At 41.6% G+C, this 20,598-nt stretch carries 20 protein-coding genes; 18 read left to right on the forward strand and 2 right to left on the reverse strand.

The features are described 5' to 3' along the window. Positions 1-3: 3 nt before the first annotated feature. Both VPNCDNU1_RS14635 and VPNCDNU1_RS14640 read right to left on the reverse strand, forming a co-directional pair. A complete protein-coding gene (locus VPNCDNU1_RS14635; protein ID WP_104400997.1) occupies positions 4-675 on the reverse strand; it encodes a YjbF family lipoprotein in 672 nt (223 codons plus the stop codon). A gap of 67 nt (positions 676-742) precedes the next feature. Further along, on the reverse strand, positions 743-979 hold the full coding sequence (locus VPNCDNU1_RS14640) for a hypothetical protein (RefSeq protein WP_104400998.1): 237 nt from the start codon (positions 977-979) through the stop codon (positions 743-745). A 204-nt stretch (positions 980-1,183) separates the two neighbouring features. Here VPNCDNU1_RS14640 and VPNCDNU1_RS14645 point away from each other — a divergent pair, with 204 nt between their 5' ends. The 18 genes from VPNCDNU1_RS14645 (at position 1,184) to VPNCDNU1_RS14730 (ending at position 20,515) form a co-directional block, all read left to right on the forward strand. Next, positions 1,184-1,804, forward strand: a complete 621-nt coding sequence (locus tag VPNCDNU1_RS14645; protein WP_104400999.1) for a TetR/AcrR family transcriptional regulator — start codon at positions 1,184-1,186, stop codon at positions 1,802-1,804. A gap of 423 nt (positions 1,805-2,227) precedes the next feature. Continuing rightward, positions 2,228-3,541, forward strand: coding sequence for a capsule assembly Wzi family protein (locus tag VPNCDNU1_RS14650; RefSeq protein ID WP_104401000.1), 1,314 nt, complete (start codon positions 2,228-2,230; stop codon positions 3,539-3,541). A gap of 110 nt (positions 3,542-3,651) precedes the next feature. Next, positions 3,652-6,279, forward strand: a complete 2,628-nt coding sequence (locus tag VPNCDNU1_RS14655) for an SLBB domain-containing protein (RefSeq protein WP_104401001.1) — start codon at positions 3,652-3,654, stop codon at positions 6,277-6,279. A 74-nt stretch (positions 6,280-6,353) separates the two neighbouring features. Next, the gene (locus VPNCDNU1_RS14660) at positions 6,354-7,328 is read left to right on the forward strand and encodes a Wzz/FepE/Etk N-terminal domain-containing protein (RefSeq protein WP_104401002.1); all 975 of its coding nucleotides are present in this window, start codon (positions 6,354-6,356) and stop codon (positions 7,326-7,328) included. A 26-nt stretch (positions 7,329-7,354) separates the two neighbouring features. After that, a complete protein-coding gene (locus tag VPNCDNU1_RS14665) occupies positions 7,355-8,545 on the forward strand; it encodes a UDP-N-acetylglucosamine 4,6-dehydratase (protein WP_104401003.1) in 1,191 nt (396 codons plus the stop codon). A gap of 12 nt (positions 8,546-8,557) precedes the next feature. Beyond that, positions 8,558-9,703 carry a LegC family aminotransferase gene (locus tag VPNCDNU1_RS14670; RefSeq protein ID WP_167404800.1) on the forward strand — a complete coding sequence of 382 codons (1,146 nt, stop codon included), beginning with the start codon at positions 8,558-8,560 and terminating at the stop codon, positions 9,701-9,703. Positions 9,704-9,789: 86 nt separating this feature from the next. Then, the gene (locus tag VPNCDNU1_RS14675; protein WP_104401005.1) at positions 9,790-11,172 is read left to right on the forward strand and encodes an ANL family adenylate-forming protein; all 1,383 of its coding nucleotides are present in this window, start codon (positions 9,790-9,792) and stop codon (positions 11,170-11,172) included. A gap of 2 nt (positions 11,173-11,174) precedes the next feature. Continuing rightward, positions 11,175-11,903: an SDR family NAD(P)-dependent oxidoreductase gene (locus VPNCDNU1_RS14680; RefSeq protein ID WP_104401006.1), complete on the forward strand. Its 729-nt coding sequence runs from the start codon at positions 11,175-11,177 to the stop codon at positions 11,901-11,903. A gap of 13 nt (positions 11,904-11,916) precedes the next feature. Continuing rightward, entirely contained in the window at positions 11,917-12,507 is a 591-nt protein-coding gene (locus VPNCDNU1_RS14685) for an acyltransferase (RefSeq protein WP_104401007.1), read from the forward strand. Further along, entirely contained in the window at positions 12,494-13,681 is a 1,188-nt protein-coding gene (gene neuC, locus VPNCDNU1_RS14690) for a UDP-N-acetylglucosamine 2-epimerase (protein ID WP_442758991.1), read from the forward strand. Before VPNCDNU1_RS14685 ends, neuC begins: the two co-directional genes overlap by 14 nt. A gap of 11 nt (positions 13,682-13,692) precedes the next feature. Further along, complete coding sequence (neuB, locus tag VPNCDNU1_RS14695; RefSeq protein ID WP_104401008.1) at positions 13,693-14,760, forward strand: N-acetylneuraminate synthase; 1,068 nt, start codon at positions 13,693-13,695, stop codon at positions 14,758-14,760. 10 nt (positions 14,761-14,770) lie between these two features. Continuing rightward, positions 14,771-15,832: a nucleotidyltransferase family protein gene (locus VPNCDNU1_RS14700; protein WP_104401009.1), complete on the forward strand. Its 1,062-nt coding sequence runs from the start codon at positions 14,771-14,773 to the stop codon at positions 15,830-15,832. A gap of 1 nt (position 15,833) precedes the next feature. After that, positions 15,834-16,811: a Gfo/Idh/MocA family protein gene (locus VPNCDNU1_RS14705; protein WP_104401010.1), complete on the forward strand. Its 978-nt coding sequence runs from the start codon at positions 15,834-15,836 to the stop codon at positions 16,809-16,811. 3 nt (positions 16,812-16,814) lie between these two features. Further along, entirely contained in the window at positions 16,815-17,513 is a 699-nt protein-coding gene (locus tag VPNCDNU1_RS14710) for an acylneuraminate cytidylyltransferase family protein (RefSeq protein ID WP_104401011.1), read from the forward strand. Continuing rightward, on the forward strand, positions 17,503-18,270 hold the full coding sequence (locus tag VPNCDNU1_RS14715; RefSeq protein WP_104401012.1) for an oxidoreductase: 768 nt from the start codon (positions 17,503-17,505) through the stop codon (positions 18,268-18,270). The genes VPNCDNU1_RS14710 and VPNCDNU1_RS14715 overlap by 11 nt, the downstream gene beginning before the upstream one ends. 15 nt (positions 18,271-18,285) lie before the next feature. Further along, positions 18,286-19,272 (forward strand): Gfo/Idh/MocA family oxidoreductase, encoded by a 987-nt coding sequence (locus tag VPNCDNU1_RS14720; protein ID WP_104401013.1) that lies wholly within the window; start codon positions 18,286-18,288, stop codon positions 19,270-19,272. 13 nt (positions 19,273-19,285) lie between these two features. Further along, complete coding sequence (locus VPNCDNU1_RS14725; protein WP_104401014.1) at positions 19,286-20,224, forward strand: Gfo/Idh/MocA family protein; 939 nt, start codon at positions 19,286-19,288, stop codon at positions 20,222-20,224. Positions 20,225-20,260: 36 nt separating this feature from the next. After that, positions 20,261-20,515 (forward strand): acyl carrier protein, encoded by a 255-nt coding sequence (locus VPNCDNU1_RS14730; RefSeq protein WP_104401015.1) that lies wholly within the window; start codon positions 20,261-20,263, stop codon positions 20,513-20,515. Positions 20,516-20,598: the final 83 nt, after the last annotated feature.

Raw genomic sequence — 20,598 nt, forward strand, 5'->3', positions numbered from 1 at the left:
AGACTACCTTGCTGGCGCAAACGCTTTCAATATGGTCATTTCGAATTTATTCATATTTGGGCCGATATACTGAATCGATTTCATGGTTTCACCTGCATCGGTAACCCAGTAACTATTGTTAAAGGCTTCATTTAGCTTACCAAAATTGACGTGTTCATCAATTTTATTGGTTTCGAGCGTCCACTGGTTTGTGCTTATCGTTTCTCTTTTTATGAACGCTGAATTAACCGATGCACTAAAATGGTAGCGGTAGTCAGGAGACCAATCATAAACAGCGTTCCATTGGTTATCTGTGATGATACCCGTTGAGATACCTTTACCCGTAATATTGATGAGATTACTGCCGTCAAATCCTAGTGTTTTTACGATTCGACCTTGTTCCGTTGCTATCATGGACCCGTCTGCAGACGCCCATTTTAGTTGAGTATTACCTGTTGTCGGATTTAAGTCAGCAAATGCTAACACCATGAATACTTGGCGACCGTCATTGATGCGCACATAGGTACTGGCGTACGGGAGGTTGGAAATTTCTTCTTGGCTAAGTGTGACATCATCAGAAGCTGAAAAGGCTTCGGATAAGCTGCTGCCCACATCGTTCATCTTCTGAGTACAGCCTATTAAGAAAGAAACCACAGAAAGGTAAATCAATGTACGCAATGAAAAATTTGAAAGCACAGTCGTATGATCCTACAGATAAAAAATCGCCCTGAACCAGTCAGGGCGATTGCATAGCGATATCAGATTACTGAGATACAGACGTAGAAGTTGTACCAGAATCTGCAACTGCAACTGCAACTACAGCAGCAGCAGCAACGCCACCAACGACTGCAGTGGTAGTGCCTACTGCAGCACCAGTAGCACCAGCGCCGCCTGCAGCCCCGCCACCTGAAGCAGCTGTTGAACTTCCCGCTTCACCAGCGGCAAAAGCGTTACCTGCAGCACCTAGTGCAACCAGCATTGCTAGAGCGATATGTTTCATTCTTTATCCTTACTTATTTACATCGATGTAATGAGGTGATGAAATTCTCCTCAAGGCTATTCTAGTGTACACATTCGGATAAAGTAAATAATCAGTATGCAGATCAGACCATATTTAACGAAGAAAGTTGAAATGCATTGTTTAATGTATGGTCTCATGAGGCATTAATCATTAAGCCATTGAATAATCTATTCGGAGTATAGTGTGAAAACAAAAGTGAAAATAGTTCTAGGCGCTCTGGAGCTTTTTAATGAGCATGGCGAACGGAATGTGACCACAAACCACATCGCAGAACACCTTTCTATGAGCCCTGGTAATCTCTATTACCACTTTCGCAACAAAGAGGAAATTGTTCGAGGTATTTTTAAGCTCTACGAGGAAGAGTTACTACGTCAGTTTTCGCCAAGTATTGATTTGAAAGATGCTGTGAGCCTGTTTGAGCATTACATGAACAGTATTTTTGCCTTAATGTGGAGGTTCCGGTTTTTTTACTCCAACCTCCCTGACATTCTCGCTCGAGACCCCAAATTACATCGCGACTATCTATCTGTGCAAGAGCAGTTACGTGCGAATTTGCTTTTGATATGCGAGTCCTTCCAATCGTTAAATTTGATTTATATTGATGAGATTGAAAAGGGCGAGCTGCTCACGTCTATTCATTTCATTGCGACAAACTGGTTTAGTTATCAAAGTGCCATTACTGCACACGAAAAAGTCACAGAGCAAGATGTGGCTAACGGGATAAGGCAAATGGTGAGTGTGATGAAGCCTCATGCTACAGTGGAAGGTAAAGACATTTTAAATCAATTCGTTAGGTGCTTATAAATAAGCCGAAATCATTAGATGAATATGAGCAGTAGGCGCTCTGTTTGCAACATTCTGTTGAAGGATTTAATACAATATGTCTAATGCTGATTTATGGTCTATCATTCCATACCTATTTATTAAACAGTAAATTACATTTTATTACCAATAATGTTCCATGTGGAACTATAGTTCGTTGCTGGGCTTTGTTGTCATTTCCTAAATATATGACGCTTTTTTATCAGTTTACAGAGCTACTTCGTTGAGATTTGATTCTCGTTGTGGATAATGGTGTCGCAATAATAGGGCTTGACTGGAAAACAACAACATTAGCCCTAATTAAACACTCATTCGATAGATGAAAACGCAATGTGGCTATGCGTGTGCTAATGGGCGGTAGCGTGCTTAAACACCAAGCTTTATTGCGTTAGGACAATCATTCCCGTGAATAAGATTCAGCTCAACTCTTTGCTTACCCCCATCAGGCCGATTGGTTATTTAGTGGTATTTTTACCACTGGGTATGACTTCATTTTCTTCCTACGCTTCTCCTTGGCTCGAAGCCAAAGATCCCTTTTTGCGTTCTGATGTAACGCTCCTTTCTGATGCTGGTTTGTTGCAGTCATCAGTCAATCATTATCCTTTACGATGGGCTTCTATTGGTGATGATTTAGATAAATCGCATTATGACAATAAAAGTATTGCTCGAGCCAATGCACATGTGAGTTATGCCTTGAACTCAGCCAAATATTCAAGGGGCAACCGTTCGGCTAAAGTTGTGATCGGAAACGAACCTTCTTCTTTCGTTGGTTTTGGGCAGTTTAATCAAGATGAATGGGGGGCTTACGCATCGTATGAAGCATTGGAGAATAGCTTCGCTTTTCGTGTTTCAACGGGATACGCAAAACAAAATGGCGATGATCAGTTTGTTTGGGATGATAGCTACTTGTCTCTCAATGCCGGAGCTTGGTTGTTCTCTATTGGTAAGTTAGATAAATGGTGGGGGCAAGGTTGGCAACACAATCTTGTACTGGGCAGTTCTAGCTCGTCAACTGCGGATCTGAGTGCGAGTTATATCGGTAAAAATGCCTTTTTAGGTGGTTGGAGTGCAGAAGCGATTGTGGGCTTTGCTGATGATGCAAGTTTTGAACGGTTCAGTGCTTCACGGTTTACCTCCAAGCCTTTGGATTGGTTGGATCTAGGCGTTACTTATCAAACTTGGTTTGACGGAACAAAGATTAATAATGGGGATAAACAGCTTGCTGTCGATGCAAAAGCCTCATTGCCATCATTTGAGCGTCTATACCATTCTATTTATGCAGAAATTGCTTCAACCTATGATATTGCTGAAGCCGGTGCTTATCTTTACGGTTGGACAGGTCAACTTGATGCATTCAGCCATACTTGGCGCTTAGTGCTTGAAAGGCAGGAGTCTACATCAGCTAAAGAGAACGAGAATGCCCAAGGGTGGACTAATGGTATGTACCCTTCATCTCACGATGATATATCTCGCAATACGTATCTGCTAGAAAAAAGTACATCCGCCTCTCTCTATCTGCAAATGGAAAATGACCATAAGCTTAGCGTTGTATTACAGGACTCGTATCAAGACCAAAATCGATACAAAAATACCAATGTCACTTATCAATTCCCTGCAGTCGCCGGAATGGTTCACGCTGGTATTGGTTATAGCCAACAGACTGGGGATAAGACCGAAAACTCAACGTCTGTCTGGACCGGGTACGAGTTTCGATTCTAAGTGACGAGTTTCGACGGCAAGTATCTTACTTCGATTCTTACAATGACAACTATCTTTCTACAAGCGGTCAGCACCTAAGTTTTCGCTGGCACATAAAAGTGAAGTTAACCATGCACAACATTTTTAAGACTCTATTTCTTGCGTTTTGCATCTCAGCATTGAGCGCCAATGCAATCGCAAATACACCAACACCAACACCCGCACAAATGACGCAGTTTAAGAGTTTACCTAAAGCACAGCAGGAGCAATTGGCACGCCAATACGGTATTGATTTAAACGTATTACAGCATTCAGGGCAGCCTAGCCAAGATATAAATTCAAATAACACTCAGGTGCCTGAGCGTACTCTTCCGACAAAAAATTCAGAAAACGGAGTGGCAAGTTACGAAGAGCAAGATGGTCTCAAGCACTTCGGCTACGACGTATTGTTAGGCGAACCTCAAGGGTTTACACCTACTGATACCTTACCCGTTCCATTGGATTATGTTATGGAAGCGGGTGATGAGATTAAAGTGCAGCTTTACGGCAAGACGAACCAAGAGTATCGGTTAAAAGTTGATCGAGAAGGAAAGGTATACTTCCCTGAATTCGGGCCATTGGCAGTAGCAGGGCAGACTTTTTCTCAAGTGCGTTCGCAAATAACGCAGCTAGTGGAGCAAAAAGTGCTAGGTGTTGATGTGGCTGTCACTATGGGCAGTATGCGCACAATGCAAGTGTATATTGTGGGTGAGACCAATCAACCAGGCGCATATAACGTGAACGGACTGACTACGATAACCCAAGCACTTGTTGCAAGTGGTGGGGTAAAAGAGTCGGGCAGCCTTCGTCAGATACAGCTTAAGCGGAAAGGTGAAACAGTCGCGACTCTCGATCTTTATGATCTTCTCATTAGCGGAAACACCTCTTATGATGTACGTTTACTTGCTGGAGATACGTTGTTTATTCCAGCGAAGTCATCGAGTATTGAAATCGACGGTGAAGTACTTCGCCCTGCTATTTATGAGCTTGGTGGTGCAACAACATTATCAGATGTGATTAAGCTTGCTGGTGGTGTTTTACCTCAAGGGTATTTATCGAAAATTAATGTTCGCCGCCAGACATCTCAAGGGCAAGAGCAATTTACTTTGGACTTAACGAAGGCTTCTGGTCGTGATTTTTCTATAAAATCAGGTGACAAAATAGAAATTGCACCTTCTTCCAGTAACCTAAAAGGGGCAGTCGCAGTACGTGGTGAAGTAATTCGCCAAGGTGCATTGAGTTACCAAAAAGGCATGCGCGTGTCTGATGTGATCAGCTCCGCTGACGATGATCTTAAACTGAATGCTGATTTGACTTATGCATTGATTGTACGAGAAGTGAATGCCAACCGTGATATTGAAGTGATTCAGTTTAACTTAGGGCAAATTCTAAAAAATCGCCGTTCTACCGAAAATATCAAATTAAAAGAACGTGACCAGATCTTTGTTTTTGATAACGGGCTTGAACTGGACTATTGGTATGGCGAGCAAAAGAATAAAAAAGTAGAAGGTAAAGAGAAGCTTACTGAAAAGCATCAGGAATTGGTTGATGAAGAAACTGGTGCAGTTGTATTGAATGAGCAAGTGAATGAAATTGCAGTTCAAAATGTAGATACAGTAGCCCAAGCCGATAACATCAAGCAATCTAGCCGTGAACAATTACTTAACCCTATTATTGAACGCTTAAAAGCCCAGTCAAGCTTCAAAAAGCCTGCTAAGTTGGTGGAAGTCTCAGGTGCAGTCAAATTCCCTGGTACATACCCACTGCCTGCGGGCGAAACATTAGAGAAAGTTATAGAAGCAGCAGGCGGTTTAAGTGAAAGAGCTTATCTCACCCAAGCTGAGATAACGCGTAGCCAAAGAGTGGGAGAAAGCTTTGAATCACGCCATATTCCGTTTTCTTTGCGTGATGTACTCAAAGGCGATTCTAACTTAGAACTTCAAGCTCAAGATCATGTTGTAATTAAAACTCAACCAAACTGGCAGCAAGATATGGTAATTGAGCTGCAAGGTGAAGTCGTTTTCCCAGGTAAATACAGCTTTCAACGTGGCGAAACACTGAGTGATGTGATTAATCGTGCAGGTGGTCTGACAGAGTACGCTTATGCAAAAGGTGCGGTATTTAGCCGATTAAGGCTTAAACGCCAAGAGCAAGAGCGCTTACGATTATTGAATATGCAGCTCAAGCAAGAAATTGGCAATCTATCGCTGAGACGCCAAAATTCCGCTGCGACTTACACTACACCGCCTGCGCAAGCGATGGAAATTGCAGAAGAGCTCTCTAAAACTGAAGCGGTTGGTCGTTTGGTGATTAACTTACCTGAAGCGATGGAAGAAGACCCAATCTCGGACCTTATGCTAGAAAAAGGCGACAAGCTTTATATACCAGCCAAAAACCCAACTATTAGCGTGATGGGGGAAGTTCAATACTCGTCTAACCATACATTCCGTCCTGACATGACAGTGGAAGAGTATTTAGAATCCGCCGGTGGCACGAAAAAGCAAGCGGATACAGACCGTATTTACATTGTAAGAGCGGATGGTTCCGTGATGTTGCCAAACAATTCTTTCTGGTTTAGCCGCAAAGACAAGCCACTGGCACCAGGTGACACCATCATTGTCCCAATTGATACGGATTACTTAGATGGGCTAAGTACGCTCACCTCAGCAACGCAGATCCTTTACCAAATTGGTGTTGCTTGGAAAGCCATTTCAGACTAGCCAAACGATTATAACTTTCTCAAAATATACATTTGGAGCGTGATTAACTTCACGCTCTATTTTTAGGTAACACTATGAATCAACAATTACCGCCAAACCAGCCGTATCCTCCATACTACCCACAACCTCAGGTTGAAAATGACGAAATCGATTTGAGAGAACTCTTTTCTGTAATGTGGAAGGGGAGATGGGTCATTCTGCTATTTACCACAGTATTTGCAGTAGGTGGTGTGTTCTATGCGCTTTCACAGCCCAATACTTACAAAGCAACTGCCGTTTTGGTCGCTGCCAGTGATAATGGAAAAGGCGGAATGACCGCCATGGCTTCACAATTTGGAGGCTTAGCTTCTTTAGCGGGTATCAACCTAGGGGGAGGTGGAACCGATAACAAAGCCATGGCGCTTGCGGTGCTTCAATCTCGTCAATTTATTAATGCGTTTATCCGAAAGCACGATTTGTTGGTGCCGTTAATGGCTTCGACTCAATGGCATAAAGACAGCGGTGAACTTGAATTGAATACAGAATTATATGACGCCACAACCAAAGAATGGATCCGGCAGGTGCCCATAGGGCAATCGGTAATTCCAACAGATTGGGAGGCGTATAAAGCCTTTAAAGAAATTCTTTCTAATTCAGAAGATAAAAATTCAGGATTAGTTAGCCTATCTATCACCCACTATTCGCCTGCAATCGCACAGCAATGGGTTGACTGGTTAGTGTTGGACTTAAATACTTGGATGAAAGAAAAATCTCTGAATGAAACAAAACGTAATATTGGTTATTTGGAGCAGCAACTGAATAAAACCAATATAGCTGATATGCAAACCGTATTTTTTCAGCTAATTGAAGAGCAGACCAAAAACTTGATGCTGGCAGAAGTAGAGGCAGAGTTTGCTTTCAAAACCATAGACCCAGCAGTAGTGCCGGAAGAAACAACTGGACCGAAGCGAGCACTAATATGTGTGTTAGCAACATTACTGGGAGGGATGATAGGCGTCACTATTATAATGTTAAGGTTTGTGTTTAAACAAAATCAACCGAAAAAGTAGTAACCCATATAGTTAGGAATTTTGAAATGAGTAGTATATTACCGTTGATCGGTCGTACCCGAAACTTATTCTCTCAGGATATTAAAAACAATGAAACAGAACTGTCACACATTGTATCTGAGTCAAGTTTCCTTGTTCTTGGTGGTGCTGGTTCCATTGGCCAATCCGTAACCAAAGAAATCTTCAAACGTAATCCTAAGAAGCTACATGTTGTCGATATTAGTGAAAACAACATGGTAGAGCTTGTTCGAGATGTCCGCAGCTCATTTGGTTACATAGATGGTGATTTCCAAACATTTGCTTTGGATATTGGTTCTCTAGAGTACGATGCATTCATTAAAGCCGATGGTAAGTTCGATTATGTACTGAACTTATCTGCGCTTAAACATGTTAGAAGTGAAAAAGATCCTTATACATTGATGCGCATGATCGATGTAAATGTTTTTAATACCGACAAAACGATCCAGCAGTCTATTGATGCTGGATCGAAAAAGTATTTCTGTGTTTCAACTGATAAAGCTGCAAACCCAGTCAATATGATGGGGGCATCCAAACGTATTATGGAAATGTTCCTGATGCGTAAAAGCGAGCAAATAGCAATCTCAACTGCTCGCTTTGCAAACGTCGCATTCTCTGATGGCTCGTTGTTGCATGGATTTAACCAACGTATTCAAAAACGCCAACCTATCGTGGCGCCAAACGACATCAAACGCTACTTTGTGACTCCTCAGGAGTCAGGGGAACTATGTTTAATGTCTTGTATCTTTGGTGAAAACCGTGACATTTTCTTCCCAAAACTGAGTGAAGCTCTTCATCTTATTTCGTTTGCAGATATTGCGGTGAAATACCTAGAGCAACTTGGCTTTGAACCTCACCTATGTGAAATAGAAAAAGAGGCCCGCCAACTTGCACGTACGCTTCCAGAACAGGGAAAATGGCCATGTTTGTTTACTGCAAGTGATACAACGGGTGAAAAAGACTTTGAAGAGTTTTTTACAGATAAAGAGGAGCTAGATATGTTGCGATTCGAAAATCTGGGCATCATCAAAAATGATCCTCTTTATGAGCAAGAACTTCTTACTTTATTTGAAAACAGTATTTCTGAGATGAAAGGTGAGCGAGCTTGGACTAAAGAGCAGATTGTGAAACTGTTCTTCACCATGCTGCCTGATTTTGGGCACAAAGAAACGGGTAAATACCTCGATAGCAAGATGTAAGTGGTGTATTCAATGAAAGCGACATCTATTGTTGAATTTGTGAGAGATACTTACAAAACAGACGAATTTATTCCCTTACATGCACCGACGTTTGATGGCAACGAAAAAGCGTATGTAATGGAAACGATTGAAAGTACATTTGTTTCTAGCGTCGGTAAGTTTGTTGATTATTTTGAGAGAAAAATTGAAGCTTACACTGGTACGGCTAAAGCGGTAGCTACAGTGAATGGTACAGCAGCATTGCATGCTGCATTGTACATGGCTAATGTTCAAAGAGGCGACTTGGTGATCACGCAAGCTTTGACTTTTGTTGCAACCTGCAATGCTCTTTATCATATGGGGGCTGAGCCTATTTTTTTGGATGTCTCTCCATTGAGTTTAGGGTTGTGCCCTAAGGCTGTGGATGCATTTTTAGAAGAGAATGCTGAAGTCTCAGACGCGGGGTGTATCCATAAAAAAACAGGCAGAAGAATCAAAGCAGTTGTACCTATGCACACGTTCGGTCACCCTGTAGAACTTGATGAACTAGTTGCAGTTTGCTTGAAATGGAACATCACGTTGGTTGAAGATGCCGCAGAAAGTCTAGGTTCTTTCTATAAGGGCAAACACACCGGTACTATTGGTGATTTTGGTGCTGTCAGCTTCAATGGTAATAAGGTTATTACCACTGGTGGTGGTGGCATGGTCCTATGCAAGACTCAAGAATTAGGTGCGCGTACTAAGCATGTTACTACGACAGCAAAAGTTCCTCATCCCTATGAGTTCTTCCATAATGAACCTGGCTTTAACTACCGAATGCCTAACCTGAATGCAGCTCTAGGGTGTGCGCAGATGGAAGTCATTGAGCAATACCTGAAAAAGAAAAGACTACTTGCAGAAGGCTACAAGGATTTCTTCAACGGAACAGATTTTAAATTTGTCACTGAGCCAGAATATGCGCAGTCAAACTACTGGTTAAATGCAATCATTTGTCCTGATAAAGAAAGCCGCGAAGAGGTACTTACAGGCACAAATGGTTCAGGTGTAATGACGCGTCCTATTTGGCAGCTCATGCACAGATTGCCTATGTTTGAGAATGCGATACGTGGTGATCTAACTTGCTCTGAGTATATCGAGGCACATCTAATTAACCTTCCAAGCACACCTATAAAGAAATAGCCTCTGTACAGTTATTATTAATTTTGTAGATATGAGCGATTTAAAGCTAATAAGTTTAGCGCTAATGTGATTTAGAGAACTAACTAATGTTAATAGAACAAATTAACTTATTTCCAGATAACGATACTCTTTGGTTCTACCAAGGTCAAACCGTCATAGCAATAGATTTCAAGCGTTTTTGGAATAGTGCAAAAAGTTTTCGTAAGAGCATTCATGGTAAAAAAGTGGCTCTTCATCTTTCCAGTCCTTTGGATACGGCTCGCGCGCTATGTTTACTGGATGGAACAGCCGAAAGTATATTGTTGTTACCAACCGAACAAAATAGTGATGACATTGCCAATTTTGTTAAGACAACAGGGTGCTCTTCCCTACTAACGGATAACGCAAGCCTAGGCAATGTAATGCCTGAAGATGTTTCAATTGTCACAGTGTCTCAGCTAGAACATGAGCAACACAATGAAGCGCCTGTAGAAAGCGATGAAATGTTGTCGAAGCTGGCATCTAACTGGATTATACCAACCTCAGGTACAACAGGGGTGCCAAAACTGGTATCTCACTCTATTCAGTCGTTAACAAGAAGTGTAAGAACAAATCGAGCCGTTGGTAGAGAATATACCTGGGGCTTGCTCTACGGGCTAATGCGATTTGCGGGATTGCAAGTGTTTTTGCAGTGCCTTTATTCTGGCTCATCGTTAGTTCTCCTTAAAGGAAGCGAAACGACGGATGATGCATTGTCCCAGCTAGCCTCAGCAGGTTGTAATGCTTTATCCGCAACACCAACAATGTGGCGTAAAATTTTGATGTTTGAACATCATCGCCAGTTAAAATTAAGGCAAATTACGCTTGGTGGTGAATCTGTGGATCAACAAGTGCTAAATGCGTTGGGTGCAGCTTTCTCTGGTTCGAGGATTGTTCACATTTATGCTTCAACGGAAGCTGGTGTAGGCTTTGCTGTTACAGATGGGAAAGAAGGTTTTCCTGACAGCTACTTAACGTCACCCCCAAGTGGAGTCAAGATTAAGGTTGATAACGAAGGCTTTTTGCTATTGAAACCAGAAATCTTGAATCAATCTTATATTGGAATCAAAGAAAAACTAAAACAAGACGACGGCTACATCAACACAGGGGATGTAGTCAAACTAGAGGATGGTCGATATCTCTTCTTGGGTCGTGCAAATGGTGCCATCAATGTCGGTGGAAACAAAGTTCAACCGGAAGAAGTGGAAAAAGTGATGCGTTCATTTGCTTGTGTTAAGTTGGTTTCTGTTTATGCTAAGCCCAGTCCAATAATGGGAGACCTAGTGGCTGCAGACGTTGTAGTAGATAATTCTGTTGAAGATAAAAAATCATTCAGAAAAGCGCTGGTTGAGCACTGCCGTTCACAGTTAGCCAGTCACAAAGTTCCCGCTGTAATCAAGTTTACTGACGACATTAAGTTAAATCATACAGGAAAAATATTAAGGTCATAAGAATGCAAAATGTTTTAGTTACTGGTGCTACCAGAGGCTTAGGTCTGTCAATTGCGCGTTTGCTGAAGACGGAAGGGTATAACGTTATAGCAACCGGACGAAAGTTGACGCCTGAGTTAAAAGAGTCGATTGAAGATGACAGTGCTTCAGGCAACATTCATTTTCATGCTTTTGACATGAAAAATACCTCAGAGATTCATGAGTTTGTTAAAACGTTAACTAAAGAGCATGGCCACTTCTATGGTTTGGTTAACAATGCTGCACTTGGGCATGACGGAGTGTTAGCAACAATGCACGACTCCCAAATAGAAGAGTTAGTTCAGGTTAACGTACTTTCTGCAATTTTGTTGACCAAGTATATGAGCCGATCAATGTTGTTAAACCGCAAAGGACGAGTAATCAATGTATCGTCTATTATCGCGTCTACAGGGTTTAATGGTTTGTCGGTCTATGGTGCAACTAAGGCGGCACTAAGTGGTTTTACTCGCTCTCTGTCAAGGGAGTTAGGTAAATCGCGTATCACGGTGAATACTATTGCTCCTGGGTACATGGAAACGGATATGACATCAGGTCTTCAGGGTGAAAAGCTAAAATCGATCAAGAGAAGGAGCCCACTAGGTAAGCTTGCTGGGGTAGATGATGTGGCACACAGTGTCTCCTTTTTGTTGAGTGATAAAGCAGTATCGATGACAGGGTCGACGGTTACTGTTGATGCTGGCAGCACTGCTTAGATGGGGAACGATTATGTCAGGCTGGTTAACGCTATCTGAGCTAGAATCTATGGGATTTGCATCTCTGGGAGAGAATGTTTTCCTATCTAAAAAATGTAGTGTGTATGGTGCAGAAAGAATTCATTTAGGCTCAAATGTCAGAATTGATGATTATTGCGCACTGTCTGCAGGTGAGGGTTGTATTCACATTGGAGACTATGTTCACTTTTCAACTCATGTCACCATTGCTGGGGCGGGTAAGGTTACGATTTCCGATTTTTCTGGTGTATCCTCAAAAACATCCATTTTTTCTTCTTCAGATGATTACTTGGGAAGAGGGATGTCCAACCCAATGGTCCCTGATAAATACAAGTTCGTTAAGCACGATGAAGTTTTTCTTGGTAAACACACCCTCATTGGAGCTAACTCAGTCATACTCCCAGGAGCAAATCTGCCTGAAGGTTGTTCTGTCGGAGCACTTTCCATGGTTTCTAACCGGCTCGAAGCTTGGTCAGTATATCTAGGTAATCCAGCAAAAAAAGTAGTTAAGCGTTCTAAAAACCTCTTAAAACTGGAACAACAGTTTTATGATGACTTGAATTCAGCTGCTAATGATGAGACGTAATGTCGCTATGCTTGAAAATATTAAGGTCTGTGTATTCACGGGAACAAGGGCAGAGTATGGACATCTATACTGGCTACTCAAAGATATTGAGCAGAATGAGAAAATTGAGCTTCAGCTTTTAGTGTCGGGAGCCCACCTTTCCCCTGAGTTCGGCTCAACATATCAAGTGATTGAAAGAGATGGTTTTCACATCAATGAAAAAGTAGAAATGTTACTGTCTTCCGACACCCCACTCAGTACAGCAAAAAGTGTAGGCTTAGGCTGTATGGGATATGCTGAGGCATTCTCACGAATGCAACCTGACTGCGTATTAATTTTGGGTGACCGCTATGAAGCATTAGCCGCCGCTCAAGCTGCTTTCTTCTTAAGAATACCCGTTGCTCATCTTCACGGTGGTGAAATTACGGAAGGTGCTTACGATGATCCTATTCGGCACTGCATTACTAAGTTGAGCACATTTCATTTTGTCGCCAATGATAGTTATGCCAAAAGGGTCGAGCAACTTGGAGAATCACCTAATAGCATTTTTTGTGTGGGAAGTGTTGGTCTTGAACATTTGACTAGGACCAAGTTGTTAACTATTGAGGAGCTGTCTGAGTCTATTGATTTTCAATTGACCGCTGACAAGTTCTTTTTGTTCACTTATCACCCAGAGACTATGTCAAATGTTCAAGCTAGCAATCAACTTAAAGCGTGTTTAGAAGCGCTGGATAAGTTTCCAGAGTATAAAATCCTATTTACTTATCCAAATGCCGATGACGGCGGTCGTGAAATTATTCGTGGCATCGAAGCGTACATTGAACATAATCGAGAAAGGGCGGTTGCGGTTAAATCGTTAGGTCAAATTCGATATTTGTCTGCGGTAAAATATTGTTCCGCTGTTGTTGGCAACTCATCTAGTGGTATTTCTGAAGTACCATCTTTTAAGATTCCAACCATCAATATAGGGAATAGACAGACAGGCCGATTGTTTGCTTCTAGTGTTGTAACGACAACGTTAGATGGTAACGCTATCGCCATGGCTATCAATAACGTGTTAACCGGTGCCAGTTATTCTAAAGGTCAGCCCGTTAACAACCCTTATGGTGACGGGAATGCCTGTACTAAGATTATTGCAGAATTAAAGAAGCAGCTACCGTGTCAGCAGAGTGCCAAAAAGTTTTTTGATTTTTAAGAGAGGTTAGTATGGCAGTGGTAATTGCCGAAATAGGTGTCAACCATAACGGAAGTGAGGAGCTTGCAAAGCAACTGATTGACGTCGCTAAATCTGCGGGGGCAGATATTGTTAAGTTCCAAACGTTTAAAGCTGAAAAGTGTATCAGCACAGTTGCTGATAAAGCAGAATATCAAAAGCAATCAACTGGTAATACTGAGAGCCAGCTAGATATGGTGAAGCGCTTAGAGCTATCGTTTGAAGCGCACAAAAGGTTGGTTGGCTATTGCGTTGAGAGCGGAATTGAGTTTTTGTCGACTGCCTTTGACCATGAAAGCCTGAGCTTTTTGGTCGATGAACTTGGGCTTAAAACCCTAAAGCTTCCATCTGGTGAAATTACCAATGCTCCTTTGGTGTTAGCCCATGCAAGAACTGGTTGCGATATTATTCTATCAACCGGCATGGCAAGCTTAAGTGACATTGAACTGGCTCTTGGTATCATTGCATTTGGTCTGACTGCACCTATCGAAGATGCACCTAGCGTAGAGAAATTTAAGGAAGCTTACTTCTCTTCAGAAGGACAGGAAGCCATTCGCTCTAAAGTGACAGTACTACACTGTACTACAGAGTACCCAGCACCACTTGAAGATATCAACCTAACAGCGATGCAAACGATTAGTTCTGCATTTGGTGTTCGTATTGGTTATTCAGATCATAGTGAAGGCATTACGGTTCCCGTTGCTGCTGTAGCACTGGGTGCCGAGATTATTGAGAAACACTTCACTTTAGATAGAAATATGGAAGGTCCCGATCATAAGGCATCGCTAGAGCCTGATGAACTCAAAGAGATGATCACTTCTATTAGAAAGGTGCAAAAATGTTTAGGAGACGGTGTTAAGGGTCCTAGGCCTTCTGAACTTAAAAATATGGACATTGCGCGCAAAAGCTTAGTCGCAACTGTTGATATAAAGGAAGGTGAAACTTTTTGTGAGCATAACCTAACCGTTAAGCGGCCGGGTGGAGGTATCTCACCTCTTAATTATTGGTCAGTGCTGGGCACGGTAGCTAAAAAGAACTATAAAAAAGATGAGCTAATTTAGGGGTTATTTCATGATACGTAGTTGGGAGAATGTACTCCTTTCAGAAAACGCTTCCATAAAAGATGCATTGGAAGTTATTAATAATGAATCTCTTAGAGTTGTCATTATTGTTAATGCATCGAAAGAGCTGCTGGGAACTGTCACTGATGGTGATATACGAAGAGCATTCTTGCGTGGAGAAGGGCTTGACTCTAAGGTGATTCACGTTATGAATCCTTCACCTGTCTCGGTACAGGTTGGTACATCAAGAAACGAAATGCTTGAAATGATGAACCAGTTAGATATCTTGTTTATCCCTATCCTTGAAGGTAAAAAAGTTGCTGGTTTAGAAACGCTACATGATGCTTTAGTCGTTAAAGAATGCTATTCAAACCCAGTTTTTATTATGGCTGGTGGCTTTGGTACTCGCTTACGCCCTCTAACAGATAATTGCCCCAAACCTATGCTTAAGGTTGGTGACAAACCAATTCTAGAAACAGTTATCCGCAGTTTTATCAATGCTGGCTTTAACAATTTTTATATTTCCACTCACTATATGCCTGAGCAAATTCATACACACTTTGGTGATGGCTCTTCGTTTGGGGTAAATATTCACTATGTACACGAAGATACCCCATTAGGAACTGGTGGCGCTTTAGGTCTTTTACCTAAAGAAATTGTGAAGGATGAGCCTATCATTATGATGAATGGTGATGTGTTGACTAAAATAGACTTCCGTCGCCTTTTGGAGTCTCATATGGAGAATGATGCGGTTGCTACCATGTGTGTGCGCGATTATGAGTATCAAATACCCTATGGCGTGATCAATGGTGAAGGCAATCAAATTGTCTCGATGGAAGAAAAACCGATTCAACGTTTTTTTGTTAATGCTGGTATATATGTAGTCTCTCCTGAAGTCATTAAATCTGTACCAGAAAATCATCGTATTGATATGCCGACGTTACTTGAACAACACATTAATAATAAAGCCAAAGTTTTGATGTTTCCGATACATGAGTATTGGCTTGATATTGGGCGAATGGATGATTTTCACAGAGCTCAGGCTGATATTATGACATTGGGAATGGACTGAGATGATGGATATAGCGGTTATTGGTTTAGGTAATATAGCAAACCGACATCGTAGCAATTTAAAAAAACTCTTTCCTGAATGTAAAGTATGGGCAATGTCAGCTAGTGGACGAAAACCTACTTCGCCCATTAGTGATTGTGATGTGGTAGCAAATGATATACAGACATTAATTGATGCTAATATCTATTTTGCTATCGTTGCCTCCCCTGCTACGTTTCATGCACAACATGCGATAGAACTGATTCAAGCTGGGATTCCAATTCTTATCGAAAAACCCATTGCAGCGAATATTCACGATGCAAATCGAATCCGAGAAGCGGCGATTCGGTGGAAGACACCTGTTGCCGTTGGCTATTGTTTACGGTACTTACCTTCTGCGCATCGCACCAAAGAGATTATTCAAAGTGGTGTTTTAGGTGCTTTGTATAATTTTAATGCTGAAATTGGGCAGTATTTACCAAATTGGCGACCAACCAAAGACTATCGTGAGTGCGTATCAGCTAACGCTGAACTTGGCGGTGGCGCTTTGTTGGAATTAAGCCACGAGTTAGATTATACACAGTGGATGCTAGGTACATTAGACCTACAATTTGCTCATCTTCGTGCTACGGAAGAACTGAACCTCGATGTTGAAGAGCTTGCCGATGTGGTCGCATTAAACCCCCAAGGTGTTCTAATCAATATCCATCTGGATTTTTTACAGAAAAAAGCGTTTAGGAAGTGTTCCCTAATTGGCATGAATGGTCGGTTGGATTGGGATCTAATAGAAAATCGAGTTGAGTTACAAATGGCGACGAAAGACGAAATTGTATATCACGACTCTGATTGGGACAAGAATCAGATTTACTTAAAAATGCTAGATGATTTCGTTGAGTTAATTGAGGGGCGTAGTAATGAATGTGTGTCTATCGATGAAGCCATAAAGACAGTCTCTCTTATCGAAGATATTAAATCATCAACACCTATTACTAGAAATTAATTTATGAAGAATTTTGCATTTATTTTTGCTCGAGGTGGCTCGAAGGGATTGCCAAAGAAAAATATCAAGTTATTGGCTGGTAAACCTCTTATTCAATACTCAATTGATGTCGCGTTAGCAGCCCCTTCTATTAATAGAGTGTTTGTCTCAACTGATGATGATGAGATTGCACAAGTGGCAGCTAATGGTGGTGCTACGGTTATTAAGCGACCAGATGAACTTGCCTCCGATACTAGTCCGGAAATACTTTCTTGGAAGCATGCGATTGAACATGTCCAGGAAGAGTATGGTGATTTTGATGGTTTTGTCAGTTTGCCTGCTACAAGCCCTTTGCGCTTGGTTCAAGACGTAGAACGTGTTGTAGCCAAAAGGGTTGAAACGGGATCTGAACTCTGTATCGCAATCTCACCTGCTTCGAGAAGTCCATATTTTAATATGGTCAAGTATGCGGAAGATGGTTCAGTTGAATTAGTCATTCAACCTGATAGTGATGTTTCTCGACGCCAAGATGCGCCACAAGTTTTTGATATTACTACAATGGTGTACGCAACGACACCAGCTTACGTTCTAAGAACAGAGAGACTGTTTGATACTAGAGTAACCAGTATCGAAGTGCCAAAAGAGCGTGCTGTAGATATAGATGACATCTATGACTTTTTATTTGCTGAAACCTTACTTAGAGAACAAGTCAATGAATACTAGCCTAAAAGACAAAACGATATTGATAGCAGGTGCTGGCGGGCTGCTAGGAGGAAGCTTAGTTTCCGCTCTGGTGGGAAGAGGTGCCAATATAATTGCAGCAGACGTTGATGTTAATAGAATGAAGGAAAAAATGAGTCAGATGTCTAATGCTGAACAATCTCAGATTGAGTATGTTCAGTTAGATGTGACTGATGAAAAAAGTGTTAAAGCATTCTTTTCTACACCAAGACGAATTGATGGCGCGGTTAACTCGTCATACCCAAGAAATAGTACATACGGCGCGCATTTCTTTGATGTGAGCCTAGATAGCTTCAATGAAAATCTATCCCTTCATTTGGGTAGCGCATTTTTGTTTACTCAGCAATGTGCTGAGTACTTTCGCAGGGAACAAACCCCTTTTTCTCTTGTTAATGTGTCGTCTATTTATGGTGTTATTGCACCAAAATTTGATATTTATAAAGGTACGCACATGACAACCCCAGTAGAATACGCAGCGATTAAGTCGGCGATTTTGCACCTGAACAAGTATGTTATCGCTTATATAAACGACAGCCGATTCCGAATTAACTGTATCAGCCCAGGCGGTATTCTTGATGGCCAACCAGAGTCTTTCTTATCTGCTTATAAGGCAGAAACGAATGGTAATGGAATGTTAGATGTTGAGGATGTGTTAGGCAGTGTGCTTTTCTTGCTTTCGGATGACTCTAAGTACGTTACAGGGCAAAACATAGTCGTTGATGATGGATTTTGTAATTAAATAGTGAGTAAATAAATGTCTCGCAATATATTAGTCGTCGGTGCAGGTCAACTGGGAAGTCGACATCTTCAGTCTATGGCTCTTCTTCCTGAAGGCTTTAAAGTGCATGTGTTGGATCATTCGAAAGACTCGTTGGAGCTAGCTGAGCAAAGATATAACTCAGTAAGCTCGAGTACTTCTCCAGATGTGGACTATCATACCTCCTTGAGTGCAATAAAAGACCAGCATTTTGAGGTAACAGTGGTTGCAACAAACTCTGCAAACAGACTTCAAGTCTTAGAGCAGTTGGTCGAAAATGTGTCTCTTGAACACCTCATCCTTGAAAAAGTCTTGTTCCAGTCAACTGAGCAACTCAAAGCTGCAGAAAGACTGTTGAAACAGAACGAACTCAATACTTGGGTTAACTGCCCTAGACGAATTTTTACTGCTTATAAAGAGATTAAACAGCATTATGCGTCCAGTAGTTCAGTGGAAGTAACGGTGTCTGGCTACAACTGGGGCCTAGCATGCAACGCAATACACTTTATCGATTTGTGGCAGTTTTTCGCCAAGTTTGAAAGCTATAGCTTGGATTTTAAAGATATAGCCGTTATTTCTTCTAAGCGTTCAGGGTACCAAGAGTTGACGGGGGTGATTGAAGGCATCTCCGATAGTGGTAAACACAAACTGAAGCTAAGCTGCTCTTCTACTGATGACAAGGTTGTTAGTTCAAAACTAGTGGTATCCTTTGATGGCCAAGCCATTGTTTTTGGAGAGTCTGAAGCAATACTTAGGTGGCTTGATGATACGGGGCAAGTGATAAAAGAAGCACCTTATAATATTCCATACCAAAGTGAATCTACACAGCTGCACGTGTTGGCTCTTCTTGAAAGTGGTGTCTGTGAACTTACGCCTTTTGATACGTCTTCAATGTTACATGAAGAATTTCTAAATAAGGCGCTTGCTGCGTTTAATGAAAGTTCAAACGCAACAGTTCAAAATAAAATTGTACCGATAACTTAAGGGATCACAAATAATGATTATTTTAGTCGGCGCTGGCCCTATGGCTCAAGCATATGCCCATGTGCTTAAATCCTTAGAAAAGGAATTTACTGTTATTGGTCGAGGGAAAGAATCTGCTGCGGAGTTTTATTCTAAAACTGGTGTTGAAGCGGTGCCTGGCGGACTAGAGAAGTTCTTGTCAGGGCACAGTGTTTCAAATGTACAGGCAGCCATCGTAACGACAGGGGTAGAGCAATTACATCATACGACAGAACTTCTACTGAATGTTGGTGTTCGTCGTTTTCTTGTAGAAAAACCTGCTGGTCTTGATGGCGACGATATTCGTTCTTTGGCAGAAAAAGTTCAGAAAGCTAATGCGGATGTCTTTGTTGCTTATAATCGTAGATTTTATTCTTCTGTACAAGCAGCTAAGCAGTTGATTGAAGAGGACGGTGGCCCACTAAGCTTTAACTTTGAACTTACTGAATGGGGCCATGTTATTCAAAATATTCCCAAGGCGCCAGGGGTTAAAGATAACTGGTTCTTAGGAAATACAACGCATGTTGCAGATTTGGCATTCTTTTTAGGTGGCAAACCCAAAGAAATTAGTACTTTTACGAGCGGAAGTTCTGATTGGCACTCTAGATCATACAACTTTTCAGGGGCCGGGGTAGCTGAAAGTGGTGCATTGTTTTCATATAATGGCAACTGGGGGGCACCTGGACGCTGGAGAGTTGAGATATTGACGCAAAAAAGGCGCTTTATATTCAGTCCTCTAGAGAAGCTGCAGGTTCAAAATTTGGGAAGTGTGCAACAAGACTTTGTTGAAATCGATGACAAGATCGATACTGACTTCAAAGCTGGTCTTTATGAGCAGACAAGAGCTTTTCTAACCGATGACCTTCAAGACTTATGTGACTTGAAAGAGCATTGCGAACTACTCAACAAGTATGAGATGATGGCAGGCTATTAAGCCTTTAGAAAGTTAATTAACCAATCAAGGAAAGCTATGTCAAATTTAAGAGACATTGTCATTGAAACCTTCCATGAAGCATTGGAAGCTACAGATTCAGTTCTTATCGGTGAGCTAAATGACGACACAGTTTTATTAGAAAGTGGACTCGATTCGTTGGGTTTCGCCATTCTTGTAGCTCGCTTGGAAGAAGAGCTAGAGTACGACCCATTTACCATGATGGACGAACCGGTGTATCCGACAACATTTAAAGAGTTTTTGGATATTTATACTCGTTTCCAACCGAATTAAATGAAACGGGTTAAAATAGAAAAGAGTGCAACAAGCGCTCTTTTCTGTTATGGCTACTTTGATAAAAGTACTATGTTTGTTGA

The sequence above is a fragment of the Vibrio penaeicida genome (assembly GCF_002933855.1).
GTDB classification, from domain to species: Bacteria; Pseudomonadota; Gammaproteobacteria; order Enterobacterales; family Vibrionaceae; genus Vibrio; species Vibrio penaeicida_A.